We start from the raw sequence: 11,979 nt of genomic DNA, 5'->3' as shown, positions 1-11,979 counted from the left end.
CGGGCCGGGACGGCGCGGGACGGCCGCCGCGACGGCGCGGTCAGACGCGCTCGACGAGGGCCGTCGCGACCGCCGCGACGCCGTCGCCGCGCCCCGTGAAGCCGAGGCCGTCCGTGGTGGTGCCGGCCAGCGAGACGGGCGCGCCCACGGCGGCCGAGAGGATCCGCTCCGCCTCGGCCCGCCGCGGCGACAGCTTCGGGCGGACGGCCATGACCTGCACGGCGACGTTGACGACACGGTAGCCCGCGCCGCGCACGAGCTCCGCGGTCCGTCGCAGGAAGACCTCGCCGTGCGCGCCGTCGAGCTCGGGGTCGTCGGTGCCGAAGATCCCGCCGATGTCGCCGAGGCCCGCGGCGGAGAGGAGCGCGTCGCACATCGCGTGGCTCACCGCGTCGCCGTCGCTGTGGCCCGCGAGCCCGGCCTCGCCCGGCCAGTGCAGGCCGGCGAGCCAGAGCGGCTGCGTGGCGTCGACCGCGTGGACGTCCGTGCCGATGCCCGAGCGGAGGCGGGAGGCGGCGGATCCCGCGCCCGCGTCCCTGGCGACGAGCTCCTCGGCGCGGCGGAGGTCCCACGCGGTGGTGACCTTGAAGGCGAGCGCGTCGCCGGGGATCACGCGGACGCGGCCGCCCGACGCCTGGAAGAGGGCCGCGTCGTCCGTGTGCTCGGCGCCGGCCCGCTCGTACGCGGCGTCGAGGGCGGCCCGCGGGAAGCCCTGCGGGGTCTGGACCCCGACGAGGTCGCTGCGGTCGACGGTGCCGAGGCACTCCCCCGCCGGATCCACGCGCTTGACGGTGTCGGTGACGGGCAGGCCGGGGACGACGCCGGCGCCCTCCGCGCGGACGGCGTGCGCCACGGCGGCGAAGAGGGCGGTGGGGGTGAGCGCGCGGGCGGCGTCGTGCACGAGGACCGTGTCGACGGATCCGGCGAGCGCGGCGAGGCCCGCCCTCACGGATCCCTGCCGGGTCGCTCCCCCGACCACGACCGCGACCGATGCGCGTGCCACGCCCGCGACGGCGTCGACGACCGCGGTCGTCTCGGCCAGGTGCGTGTCGGGCGCGACGACGACGACGTGCGCCTCCTCCGCGAGCCCGAGCGCCGCGGACAGGGAGCGGGCGAGCAGCGTGGCGCCGCCGACCTCGACGAGCGCCTTCGGGATCCCCGCGCCCAGGCGCGTGCCGCTGCCCGCGGCCACGACGACGACGCCGAGCCGCGGCCCGTCCGCCGCGCCGTCCGGGATCGCGCGGGAGGACGGGGCGACGGGGTCGTGGCTCATGCGGTCAGGCTACCGGCAGCGACGCGCGCCGACGCCGCGCGGGTCAGGAGGCGAGGACCTCGTCGAGCAGCGTGGACGCGTGCTCCTCGTCCGTCTTCTCCGCGAGGGCGAGCTCGCCCACGAGGATGCCGCGGGCCTTCTGCAGCATGCTCTTCTCGCCGGCGGACAGGCCGCGGTCCTGGTTGCGGCGCCACAGGTCGCGCACGACCTCGGCCACCTTCAGCACGTCGCCCGACGCGAGCTTCTCGAGGTTCGCCTTGTAGCGCCTCGACCAGTTCGTGGGCTCCTCGGTGAACTCGGCGCGCAGGACCGCGAACACGCTCTCGACGCCCTCGCGCCCGATGACGTCGCGGACGCCGACCATGTCGACGTTCTCCGCGGGCACCTCGATCTGCAGCCCGCCCTGGTTGACGTCGAGCTTGAGGTAGAGCTTCTCCTCGCCCCGGATGACGCGCTTCTTCACCTCGATGATGGTCGCGGCACCGTGATGCGGGTACACGACGGTCTCGCCGACCTCGAAGAGCATGGGTTCCCCGTTCTATGGACGTGATCTCCAGGATACCAGCCGGGTCCCGCGCGCTCCCGGGCGGCCGGGCGCCACGTGATCCCGTAGGCTGAGCGGGTCAGCTGATCCAGCGCGGACGCCTCCGGACGCCCCGGCGCCGGCCCGCGCGACAACCGGAGGGTCCCGTGAGAGCGCGTACCGCATCGTCCATCGTCCTCGCGGCCCTGATCGCGGTCGGCACGTCGTCGTGCACATTCATCACGCCCCAGGCCACGCAGATCTCCTACTTCCCGAGCGACGGCTTCGACGCCACGGTCGGCGACGTCGAGGTGCGGAACGCCATCCTCCTCACCGACGGCGACTCGGCGGCCGGCGCGAGCCTGGTCGTCACGCTCGTCAACAACTCCGGCGCCAGCCAGCGCGTCGCGTTCCAGCACGAGCTCACCGAGGGCAGCGCGGACCGCGAGACGCGCACCGTCACGGCGGCCCCCGGCCTCACCAAGTTCGGCGCCGAGGACTCCCAGCGCATCACCTTCGACTCGGTCGACCCGACGCCGGGCTCGCTCACCAAGATCTACATCCAGTACGGCGACGCCGAGGGCGTCGAGATGGACGTCCCCGTGCTCAACGGCGACCAGGAGACCTACACGAACCTGGTCCCCGGCGAGACCGGCTCCACCCCGGACACCACCGTCACCACGACCCCCGGCACGACCGAGGGCGACGAGGGCCTCGGGGACAGCACGAACTAGCCCGCCGGTCCCGCTCGCGGCCCGCACGACGAAGGCCCCGCCCCTCAGGGGGGCGGGGCCTTCGTCGTGCGGGCCGTCAGGCGGCCTACGCCTCGAAGCGGTAGCCCAGCCCGCGGACGGTGACGAGGAGCACGGGGTCGGACGGCTCGCGCTCGATCTTGGAGCGGATCCGCTTGATGTGCACGTCGAGCGTCTTGGTGTCGCCGAAGTAGTCGGAACCCCACACCCGGTCGATGAGCTGGCCGCGCGTGAGCACGCGCCCCGCGTTCCGGAGCAGGAGCTCGAGCAGCTCGAACTCCTTGAGCGGCATGGCGATCTCGCGGCCGTCGACCTCGACCGTGTGCCGCTCGACGTCCATGCGCACGGCGCCGACCTCGAGCACGTTGAGCGGCTCGTCGTCGACCTCCACGCGGCGGCGCAGCACCGCGCGGATCCGCGCCAGCAGCTCGCGCGTCGAGTACGGCTTCGTCACGTAGTCGTCGGCGCCGAGCTCGAGGCCCACCACGATGTCCACCTCGGAGTCCTTGGCGGTCAGCATGATGATCGGCACGGCCGAGCGCGTGCGGATCTCCCGGCACACCTCCGTGCCGGGGAGGCCCGGGAGCATGAGGTCGAGCAGGATCAGGTCGGCGCCGTCCCTGTCGAACGCGGCCACCGCGGCGGGACCGTCCTCGACGACGTCGACCTCGTAGCCCTCGCGCTGGAGCAGGAAGGCGAGCGGCTCGCTGAGCGACGCCTCGTCCTCGACGAGCATGATGCGTGTCACGTGGGTTCTCCGATGTCCGTACCGGCGAGCGCCGGCGTCTGCGATGCCTCGGGGAGGCGGATGGTGAAGGTGCTGCCGCGGCCGGGTCGGGACCAGACGCGCACGTCGCCGCCATGATTCTGCACGACGTGCTTGACGATGCTGAGCCCGAGTCCCGTGCCCCCGGTGTCGCGGGCGCGGGCCTGGTCGACGCGGAAGAAGCGCTCGAAGATCCGGCCCTGCTCGTCCTCCGGGATGCCGATGCCCTGGTCGGTGACCACGACCTCGACGGCCCCGTCGTCGACCATGACGCCGATGCCGACCCGCGATCCGTCCGGCGAGTAGTTGACCGCGTTGCTCAGCAGGTTGTGCACGGCGACCACGAGGAGGGCCTCGTCGCCGTACACGGTCGAGCGCGACCGCTTGCCGCGGGCGAGCTCGATGCCGCGGAGCTCCGCGCCGAGGCGCACCTGGTCGAGCGCGACGCTGATCACGTGGTCGACGTCGACCGGCTCCGCCTTCTCGAGCGCGTTCGACGCCTCGAGCCGCGACAGCTCGATGATCTCCTGCGTGATGCGCGCGAGCCGGGCCGACTCCGTGGTCAGCCGGGCGGCGAACCGCCGCACCTGGACGGCGTCGTCGGCGCACGAGTCGAGCGCCTCCGCGAGGAGGCCGACCGCGCCGATGGGGGTCTTCAGCTCGTGGCTGATGTTGGCCACGAAGTCGCGCCGCACCTGGTCGAGGCGGTGGGACTCGGTGCGGTCCTGCGCGAGCAGGAGCACGTAGCGGGTGCCGAGGCGGGCGACGCGCGCGTGCATCTGGAACTCGGCGGCGCCGAACGGGCCGCGCGCGAGCGAGACCTCCTCGGCCAGCGGCTCGCCGGATCGACGCACGCGGTCGACCATCGCGACGAGCTCCGGGTGCACCAGCGCCTGGTGGAACACGAGCCCGGAGGAGATGGCGCCGGGCGAGGCCTTCATCACGTTGTTGGAGGGATCCAGCACGATGCCGGCCGACTCGAGCGCCTCGAGCACCTGGTCCACGCCGTCGGGGACGACCGGGTTCGTGATCTCGACGGCGCGGTCGCCGCGGTCCGCCGCGTGGTGCAGCAGCCACACGAATCCCGCGCCGACCGCCAGACCGATGAGGAGGCAGACGAGCACCAACGCACCGGTGTCCATGCGCCCACACTAGGAGACCGCGTCGGGCCGTCCCGGCCGCATGTCCCCGCCATCCGGGCTGCGAGGCCGCGAATTCAGCTCGACGGCACCGTGCGTTAACCTCGCATGACCAGAGTCGGAGGATGTGGGCCCGTCACCCGGGGCCCGCCGTGCCCGAGAACCACCCCGCCCCTCGCAGCGGGGCGGCCTGAAAGGACGTCCCCCCATGCGCGAAGTGTTCCAGCAGGAGCTCCACGAGGTCCAGGAGCGTCTCATCGAGATCTCCGCGCTCGTCGCCATCTCCATCGAGAACGCCACCCGCGCGTTCAACGAGTCGAACGTCAGCCTCGCCGAGACCGTCATCGAGCAGGACCGCCGCATCGACGAGCTCGCCACGAGCCTCGACGAGCTCGCGATCAACATCCTCGCCCGCCAGCAGCCGGTCGCCCGCGACCTGCGCATCGTCGTGAGCGCGCTCCGCATCAGCGCGTCGCTCGAGCGCATGGGCGACCTCGCCGAGCACATCGCGCAGCTGTCGCGCTACCGCTTCCCGGACAAGGTGGTCCCGAAGTCGCTGCGGCCCACCTTCCTCGAGCTCGGCCAGCTCGACGTGGCCATCGCCCGCAAGCTCACGGACCTCCTCACCACCGAGGACCCGAAGCTCGCCGAGGAGATCCGCAACGACGATGACCGCATCGACGAGCTGCACCTCAGCGTCTTCGACAAGGTGCTCGGCGAGACCTGGAAGGGCGCGGCCGTCGACACGGTCGACTCCACGCTCGCCAGCCGCTACCACGAACGCTTCGCCGACCACGCGGTGTCCATCGCGAAGACCGTGCAGTACCTCGCGACCGGCGACTGGGTGCAGGCCGACGCCTGATCCGCGTCCGCCGGCCGCGCGCCGGCCCGCCGCACCGCGGTGACATGACGAGAGCCCGACCGGATGATCCGGTCGGGCTCTCGTCGTGCGTGCGGGTGGCGCTACTTCTTGCTGCCCTGCGCGGCCACGGCCGCGGCTCCGGCGGCGGCCGCCTCCGGGTCGAGGTACTCGCCGCCGGGGACGATCGGGCGGAAGTCCTCGTCGAGGCGGTAGACGAGCGGGATGCCGGTCGGGATGTTGAGCTCGGCGATGTCCGAGTCGGAGATCCCGTCGAGGTGCTTCACGAGCGCGCGGAGCGAGTTGCCGTGCGCCGTGACGAGCACGGTGCGGCCGGAGGCGAGGTCGGGCTGGATGTCGGACTCCCAGTAGGGCAGCATCCGCTCGATGACGTCCTTGAGGCACTCCGTGCGGGGCAGGGCGTCGCCGAGGTCCGCGTAGCGGGGGTCGCGCGACTGCGAGTACTCGTCGTCGTCGTCGATGGGGGGCGGCGGCACGTCGAACGAGCGGCGCCACGTGGCGAACTGCTCGGGGCCGTACTCGGCGAGGGTCTGCGCCTTGTCCTTGCCCTGGAGCGCGCCGTAGTGGCGCTCGTTGAGGCGCCAGGTGCGCTGGACGGGGATCCACGAGCGGCCGGCTCGCTTGAGCGCGATGTTGGCGGTGTCGATGGCGCGGATGAGGACGGAGGTGTGCAGCACGTCGGGGAGGATGCCGGACTCGGCGAGGAGCTCGCCGGCGCGCTGGCCCTCCGCGACGCCCTGCTCGCTCAGCTCGACGTCCACCCATCCGGTGAACAGGTTCTTCTGGTTCCAGTCGCTGTTGCCGTGACGCAGCAGCACGAGGGTGCGGGGTTCAGCCATGCGGCCAGCCTATCGAGCGATGGGAGACTGGACCCATGCCGGGCGCCGCCTCCCCCGTCGGCTCCGTGACCCGCGGGACGACCAACACGAACCGCCTCCGGCGCGTCGACAGGTGGATCACGACCCTCGGCTCCCTGCGCACCGCCCCGGACCCGCTCGTCGTCGACCTCGGCTACGGCGCCAGCGGGATCACGGCGCTCGAGATGCACCGGAGGCTGCGCGCGACGCGGCCGGACGTGCGGGTCGTGGGCATCGAGATCGAGCCGGGCCGCGTGGCGCGGGCCCGCGAGCAGCTCGCGGCGTGGCCGGACGCGGAGGCCCGGGAGCGCGTGTCGTTCGTCCGCGGCGGGTTCGAGGTGCCGCTGCCCGGCGGCGAGCGGCCGAACGTGATCCGCGCGTTCAACGTGCTGCGGCAGTACGACGAGGCCGAGGTGCCCGCCGCGTGGGCGCGCATGGCCGCGCGGCTCGCCCCCGGCGGATCCGTCGTGGAGGGCACGTGCGACGAGATCGGCCGGGTCGCGAGCTGGGTCGACGTGCGCGCGGACGGCCCGCGCAGCCTCACGATCTCGCTGCGGCTCGCGGGGCTGGAGCTGCCGTCGATCGTGGCCGAGCGGCTGCCGAAGGCGCTCATCCACCGCAACGTGCCCGGCGAGCGCGTGCACGAGGTGCTCGCCCTGCTCGACCGCAGCTGGATCCTCAGCGCCCCGCTCGGCGTGTACGGCCCGCGGCAGCAGTGGCTGGGCGCGGTCGCCCGGATGCGCGACGCGGGCGTCCCCGTCGAGGGCGGCCACGCGCGCTGGCGGCTCGGCGAGCTGACCGTGCCGTGGTCCGCGGTCGCGCCGGCCTAGACCTCCGGCAGCGCCCCGCGCGCGGTCGCGGCGTCGACGCCCGCGGCCACCTGCAGGTCGACGAGCAGCGGCCGCAGCAGCATGACGAGCATGACCTCGCCGACGGGGGCGCCGGGGATGAGCTCGCGCGGATCCAGCCGCACGGCCACGAGCACGAGGTTCTGCTGGGCGAGCGGCACGGCCGACGGATCCGACAGGCTCTGGCCGAGGAGGTTCACGCCGTTCGAGACGGTCGCGAGGAGCTCGGCGAGCACCGGCCGCCGGACGCCGTCGACCACCAGGAAGTCGATGCGGCGCGAGATCACGCGCAGGTTCCGCACCGCGAGGTCCATGCCGTCGAGCACGCGCCGCTGGGCGCGCAGCTCCGGCAGGTGCCGGCGGAGGAACGGGGAGATGCGCGCGATGGAGAGGGCCGAGTCGGCCGCGGCGCTCCACGCGTCGATGAGCGGCTGCGTGCGCCGGAGCCGGTCGAGCGCGCGGTCGGCCGCGGTCGCGTCGCCGAGCCGCAGCGCCGTGACGAGCGAGGCGAGCGCGTAGGAGCACTCGGAGAACACGCGGCGGGCCTCGCGCAGGGCCTGCCGCCGGGGATCCCGCGGGATGAGCGCCGTCGCGAGGAGCGCCACCGCGCCGCCGACGAGCCCGTCGACGCTGCGCACGAAGACGCCGCCCGGCGGCGCGGGCAGCAGCGCGACGAGCACGGCCTGCACGCCGGCCGCCACGGCGAACGCGGCGTTCGACGACAGGAGCCGCGCCACCAGCAGCGTCGCCAGGATGATGACGAACAGCTGCCAGGCACCGCGGCCGATGCCGAGCAGCAGCACCTCGCTGAGCGTGATCCCGACGGTCATGCCGATCGCGGTCTCCAGCACGCGCACGGGCCGCGCGTCGCGGACGAAGCCGAGGCTCGTGATGGTCACGGTCGTCGCGAGCAGGGGGGTGTCGTGGCCGAGCACGTGGTGCGCGAAGGCCCAGCCGCCGGTGGCCGCGACGGCGATCTGCAGGGCGGCGGGCGTGGATCCCCAGAGGCGCAGGAGCGCGGCGCGCGGATCCGCCCGGTGCCTCAGGGTGCGGGCGGCACGGGCCGACCGCTCCCGCGCGCGCTCAGCGGCGGACCGCACCGAGCCGGGGCAGGCGGGGGACGTCGGCGGAGCGGCCGGCGTCGGTGGGCACGATGACGTCCTGCGCCGCCTGCACGCGCACGTCGTCGGCGACGACCTCGAGCTGGAGGGCGGGATCGACGTTGCGGCGGACGACCGCGAGCGCGACCGGCCCGAGCTCATGGTGCAGCGCGCTCGACGTGACGGCCCCGACCACCTCGCCCGCGGTGCCGTCGGTGGCGGCGGGGAGCCGCACCTCGGATCCCGCGCCCGGCAGCACCGCGTCGGATCCGTCGAGCTGCAGCAGCACGAGGCGGCGCGGCGGCCGCCCGAGGTTGTGGACCTTGGCGACCGTCTCCTGGCCGCGGTAGCAGCCCTTGCTGAGGTGCACGGCGCTCCGCAGCCAGTCGAGCTCGTGCGGGATGGTGCGGTCGTCGACCTCGGTGGCGAAGCGCGGGCGCCACGCGGCGATCCGCAGCGCCTCGGCCGCGAGGACGCCCGCGACGGGCAGGTCGCCGGACGCAGCCCGCGCGACGACGCCCGGCAGCTCGGACCGCGGCACGAGGCGCTCGCTCCAGGTCCAGCCCTCGCCCGGGTGCGGCGCGGCGGCCGCGTACTGGTAGCCGCCTGCGACGACGTGCGTCCACGGGTCCCGCCAGACGAGCGGGAGGCCCGCGGGGGCTGCGACGGGGAGGTCGGGCTCGCCCAGCGTGCCGATCACGGCGAGCTCGGCCGTGCGGTCGGCGGGCTCGACCCGCAGCATGAAGCGCATGCGCTGCAGGTACGCGAGCAGCGACCCCGCGTCCCCGGCGCCGAGCAGGAGCCACGTGGTGACGCCGTCGTCGAGGACCCCGACCGCGTGCTCGAGGCGGCCGTTCTGGTCGAGGAAGAGGGTCTCGGCCGAGTCGCCGGGCGCGAGGCCGCGGATCGACTGGCTGGTGATGGAGTCCAGCCAGGTGAGCCGGTCCTCCCCCGTGACGGACAGGACGGCGCGGTGCGAGAGGTCGACGACGGCGGTGCCCGCGGCGAGCGCGCGCTGCTCGGCCACGAGGGACCCGAGGTGCGCGGGCACCCCGGCGTCCGGCCCGTCGGCGACGACGGCGCCGGGCAGGTCGAGGAAGGGCGAGCGGTCGACGGCGGGATCCGGGTCAGTCGACATGCGACACCCGCCCGGAGGCGTGCGTGCGCAGCGGCTGGCCGAGCGCCGCGATGTCCCACGCCCACAGCAGGTCGCGTTCGACGAGCCCATAGAGCCGCGTCGCGCCCGTGTAGGCCTTGGCGCCCTCGGTGCGCAGCACCGCGTCGGTCGCGAGGTCGATGCGGGCGCTCTTGACCTGGCCGACGTAGAGCTCGCTGACGCCGCCCGGGTGGACGAGCGCGACCTCGACGTCGAATCCGCCGTCGGCGTTGCGCAGCGTCTCGACCTCGTCGGCCGTCGTGAAGGGACGCTCCCCGGTGGGCGGCAGCATCGCCGGGCCCGGGTCGCCGTCGGTGACGCGGCGTCGCAGCCGCCAGTAGCCGGTCTCGGTGACGAAGGGGACGGGCCCGTCGTCACCCTCGACCCAGGCGTACGAGGAGTAGTTGAGGTGCGGCAGGCCGTCGTGGCTGAAGCTGATGCGCTGGCCGAACTCGCGGCGGACGACCTCGTCGCCGATCGCGTACTCGACGACGCCCGAGCCCTCCCAGACGCCGAGGAGCCAGGACAGCGGGACGAGCTCGGCGGGGAGGCCGGTCGGGATCTCGATCATGCGGCGCGCGGTCAGCGCTGGCCGCGGAAGAGGTTGTAGACCACGACGAGCGACACCCAGCCGATGGAGAGGCTCGCCAGGACCAGCAGTCCGGTGAAGAAGAGTTCCAGAGCAAGCAGCGACGACATGGCCTCAATCTACCCCACGGGCGGCCGGATCCGACCGGGCGGGCTAGGCGGCGATCGGCACCAGCAGCACGACGGCCGTGGCTGCGGCGAGCACGAGGACGGCGCCGACCACGCTGCCGACGGCGCGGTCCACGAAGCCGGTCTTGCGGGGCAGCGCCAGCTGGATCACGAAGGTCGCGATGACGCACGTGGCGAGCACGAGCGGGAACCACCGCGGGGCCGCGTCGGGACCGACCGCGACCGCCACCACGACCGCGCCGACGGCGGCGGCCAGCCAGACGGGGACGAGGCTGCGCAAGGGGGAGGTCACCCTGCAATCCTGCCCCACGTATCATGGGGGGAATTCATCCATGGAGGATCCCTGTGGCCCAGCTGTTGATCCTGACCTCGTCCGCGGACACCGACGTGCTCCCGGCACTCGGGCTCCTCAGCCACCGCACCCGGCACATCCAGGCGGATGCGTCGAGCCTGGTGAACGCCCCCGCGGCCGACCTCGTGCTCGTCGACGCCCGACGCGACCTCGCCAGCGCGAAGTCGCTCTGCAAGATCCTCACGACCACGGGCGGCGGCACGCCGCTCATCCTCGTGCTCACCGAGGGCGGCCTCACCGCGGTCAGCGCGGACTGGGGCGCCACCGACGTGATCCTCGACTCCGCCGGCCCCGCCGAGGTCGACGCGCGCGTGCGCCTCGTCATCGGCCGCGCGGCGCTGGAGCACACGGGCAGCAAGATCCAGGCGTCCGGCGTCGTCATCGACGAGGCCAGCTACTCGGCCAAGGTGCACGGCAAGCCCCTCGACCTCACGTTCAAGGAGTTCGAGCTGCTCCGCTTCTTCGCGAGCCATCCGTCGCGGGTCTTCACGCGCGAGCAGCTGCTCAGCGAGGTGTGGGGCTACGACTACTTCGGCGGCACGCGCACGGTCGACGTGCACGTGCGGCGCCTGCGCGCGAAGCTCGGCGACCTCGAGTCGCTCATCGGCACGGTGCGCAACGTCGGCTACCGCTTCAACGTCTACGAGGAGGACAGTGAGCGCGTTCCCGCCCCCGCCGACCCCGGCGCCTGACGCCCCGCGCGTCGCCCGCGTCGACCCGACCCCCGACGCCGTCCGCGGCGTCCTCGCGCTCGGCGACCTGGCCCGCGAGGCCGACGGCGTCGGCCCGTTCAACGAGCAGACCCGCCTCACGCTCGGCGCCGACGGCGGACCCGCCCTCCTCGCCGCGCCGGGGACGGACGACCGCCCCGTCGGCGCAGCCGTCGTCGCGCGCGGGGACGCCGGGATCGAGGCCGAGCTCGTCGTGGATCCGACCCACCGCGGCCGGGGCGTCGGCCGCGCGCTCCTCGACGCCGTGCTCGCGGAGGCCGCGGGATCCCCCGTCTCCGTCTGGGCGCACGGTGACCACCCGGGCGCGCGTGGCCTCGCCGCCGCGACCGGGCTCGACCGGGCCCGCGAGCTCCTGCAGCTGCGCGCGTCGGTCGCGGAGGCGCGCGCCGGCCTCGGCGAGCGCCCGATGCCCGCGGGCCTCGCGCTCTCCTCCTTCACGGCGGAGGACGCCGACGACTGGGTCGCGCTCAACGCGCGCGCCTTCGCCAGCCACCCCGAGCAGGGCCGCATGACGCGCGGCGACCTCGACGACCGCGTCGCCGAGCCCTGGTTCGACGCCTCCCTGCTGCTCCTCGCCCGCGACGCGGACGGCCGGCTGGCCGGCTTCCACTGGCTCAAGGCGGAGGACGGCGAGGCGGAGGTCTACGTGCTGGGAGTGGACCCGGACCGCGCGGCCCGCGGGCTCGGATCCGCGCTCCTCGCCGCCGGCCTCGACCTGCTCGCCGCGCGCGGCCTCGAGGAGGTCGACCTCTACGTCGAGGCGGACAACGCGCCCGCCCTCGCGCTGTACCGCAGGGCCGCCTTCCGCGACGCCGCACTCGACGTCCAGTACCGCAGCGCCTGATCCCCGCGCCTCCCCCGGCGCGCCCCCGATGCGGTTCACCG

Annotated in this window: 14 protein-coding genes; 5 read left to right on the top strand and 9 right to left on the bottom strand. The window is 74.2% G+C overall.

What is annotated here, in order from left to right:
* Positions 1–40 precede the first annotated feature (40 nt).
* Together ispD and FGI33_RS00850 are read right to left on the bottom strand one after the other, a co-directional pair.
* Positions 41–1,273, bottom strand: a complete 1,233-nt coding sequence (ispD, locus tag FGI33_RS00855; protein ID WP_237582119.1) for a 2-C-methyl-D-erythritol 4-phosphate cytidylyltransferase — start codon at positions 1,271–1,273, stop codon at positions 41–43.
* 43 nt (positions 1,274–1,316) lie between these two features.
* Positions 1,317–1,799 (bottom strand): CarD family transcriptional regulator, encoded by a 483-nt coding sequence (locus FGI33_RS00850; RefSeq protein ID WP_012039178.1) that lies wholly within the window; start codon positions 1,797–1,799, stop codon positions 1,317–1,319.
* Between the two features lie 164 nt (positions 1,800–1,963).
* Between FGI33_RS00850 and FGI33_RS00845 the strand changes: the two genes are divergently transcribed.
* Entirely contained in the window at positions 1,964–2,530 is a 567-nt protein-coding gene (locus FGI33_RS00845; RefSeq protein ID WP_119434804.1) for a hypothetical protein, read from the top strand.
* 85 nt (positions 2,531–2,615) lie between these two features.
* Here FGI33_RS00845 and FGI33_RS00840 read toward each other — a convergent pair whose 3' ends face one another.
* The gene (locus FGI33_RS00840; protein WP_119434805.1) at positions 2,616–3,296 is read right to left on the bottom strand and encodes a response regulator transcription factor; all 681 of its coding nucleotides are present in this window, start codon (positions 3,294–3,296) and stop codon (positions 2,616–2,618) included.
* Positions 3,293–4,456: a sensor histidine kinase gene (locus FGI33_RS00835; RefSeq protein WP_119434806.1), complete on the bottom strand. Its 1,164-nt coding sequence runs from the start codon at positions 4,454–4,456 to the stop codon at positions 3,293–3,295. Before FGI33_RS00835 ends, FGI33_RS00840 begins: the two co-directional genes overlap by 4 nt.
* A gap of 205 nt (positions 4,457–4,661) precedes the next feature.
* On the opposite strand from FGI33_RS00835, the gene phoU reads away from it, so the two are divergent.
* Positions 4,662–5,315, top strand: coding sequence for a phosphate signaling complex protein PhoU (gene phoU / locus FGI33_RS00830; RefSeq protein ID WP_012039182.1), 654 nt, complete (start codon positions 4,662–4,664; stop codon positions 5,313–5,315).
* A gap of 101 nt (positions 5,316–5,416) precedes the next feature.
* On the opposite strand, the gene FGI33_RS00825 is transcribed toward phoU, so the two are convergent.
* On the bottom strand, positions 5,417–6,172 hold the full coding sequence (locus FGI33_RS00825; protein WP_119401996.1) for a phosphoglyceromutase: 756 nt from the start codon (positions 6,170–6,172) through the stop codon (positions 5,417–5,419).
* A gap of 35 nt (positions 6,173–6,207) precedes the next feature.
* On the opposite strand from FGI33_RS00825, the gene FGI33_RS00820 reads away from it, so the two are divergent.
* Positions 6,208–7,020, top strand: coding sequence for a class I SAM-dependent methyltransferase (locus tag FGI33_RS00820; protein WP_237582118.1), 813 nt, complete (start codon positions 6,208–6,210; stop codon positions 7,018–7,020).
* Here the strand turns inward: FGI33_RS00820 and FGI33_RS00815 are convergent.
* The 4 genes from FGI33_RS00815 to FGI33_RS00800 all read right to left on the bottom strand — a co-directional run bounded on the left by FGI33_RS00815 (position 7,017) and on the right by FGI33_RS00800 (position 10,303).
* Positions 7,017–8,138: an FUSC family protein gene (locus FGI33_RS00815; RefSeq protein WP_237582117.1), complete on the bottom strand. Its 1,122-nt coding sequence runs from the start codon at positions 8,136–8,138 to the stop codon at positions 7,017–7,019. The two genes, FGI33_RS00820 and FGI33_RS00815, sit on opposite strands and share 4 nt — an antisense overlap.
* Positions 8,122–9,276, bottom strand: a complete 1,155-nt coding sequence (gene ygfZ, locus FGI33_RS00810) for a CAF17-like 4Fe-4S cluster assembly/insertion protein YgfZ (RefSeq protein WP_119435379.1) — start codon at positions 9,274–9,276, stop codon at positions 8,122–8,124. Before ygfZ ends, FGI33_RS00815 begins: the two co-directional genes overlap by 17 nt.
* Positions 9,266–9,865, bottom strand: a complete 600-nt coding sequence (locus FGI33_RS00805; protein ID WP_119435378.1) for a heme-binding beta-barrel domain-containing protein — start codon at positions 9,863–9,865, stop codon at positions 9,266–9,268. The genes ygfZ and FGI33_RS00805 overlap by 11 nt, the downstream gene beginning before the upstream one ends.
* A gap of 171 nt (positions 9,866–10,036) precedes the next feature.
* On the bottom strand, positions 10,037–10,303 hold the full coding sequence (locus tag FGI33_RS00800) for a hypothetical protein (RefSeq protein WP_119435377.1): 267 nt from the start codon (positions 10,301–10,303) through the stop codon (positions 10,037–10,039).
* Positions 10,304–10,356: 53 nt separating this feature from the next.
* Here FGI33_RS00800 and FGI33_RS00795 point away from each other — a divergent pair, with 53 nt between their 5' ends.
* Both FGI33_RS00795 and mshD read left to right on the top strand, forming a co-directional pair.
* On the top strand, positions 10,357–11,055 hold the full coding sequence (locus FGI33_RS00795) for a response regulator transcription factor (protein WP_119403024.1): 699 nt from the start codon (positions 10,357–10,359) through the stop codon (positions 11,053–11,055).
* Positions 11,018–11,938 (top strand): mycothiol synthase, encoded by a 921-nt coding sequence (gene mshD, locus FGI33_RS00790; RefSeq protein WP_237582116.1) that lies wholly within the window; start codon positions 11,018–11,020, stop codon positions 11,936–11,938. Before FGI33_RS00795 ends, mshD begins: the two co-directional genes overlap by 38 nt.
* Positions 11,939–11,979 lie beyond the last annotated feature (41 nt).

Source organism: Clavibacter phaseoli (assembly GCF_021922925.1).
Classification (GTDB): Bacteria; Actinomycetota; Actinomycetes; order Actinomycetales; family Microbacteriaceae; genus Clavibacter; species Clavibacter phaseoli.
Note: the sequence above shows the minus strand (reverse complement) of the source record. Positions and strands in the feature narration are given on the sequence as shown.

Coding starts and splice junctions, on each gene's coding strand:
- ispD (WP_237582119.1), bottom strand. CDS start 1,273: ATGAGCCACGACCCCGTCGCCCCGTCCTCCCGCGCGATCCCGGACGGC.
- FGI33_RS00850 (WP_012039178.1), bottom strand. CDS start 1,799: ATGCTCTTCGAGGTCGGCGAGACCGTCGTGTACCCGCATCACGGTGCC.
- FGI33_RS00835 (WP_119434806.1), bottom strand. CDS start 4,456: ATGGACACCGGTGCGTTGGTGCTCGTCTGCCTCCTCATCGGTCTGGCG.
- phoU (WP_012039182.1), top strand. CDS start 4,662: ATGCGCGAAGTGTTCCAGCAGGAGCTCCACGAGGTCCAGGAGCGTCTC.
- FGI33_RS00825 (WP_119401996.1), bottom strand. CDS start 6,172: ATGGCTGAACCCCGCACCCTCGTGCTGCTGCGTCACGGCAACAGCGAC.
- FGI33_RS00820 (WP_237582118.1), top strand. CDS start 6,208: ATGCCGGGCGCCGCCTCCCCCGTCGGCTCCGTGACCCGCGGGACGACC.
- ygfZ (WP_119435379.1), bottom strand. CDS start 9,276: ATGTCGACTGACCCGGATCCCGCCGTCGACCGCTCGCCCTTCCTCGAC.
- FGI33_RS00805 (WP_119435378.1), bottom strand. CDS start 9,865: ATGATCGAGATCCCGACCGGCCTCCCCGCCGAGCTCGTCCCGCTGTCC.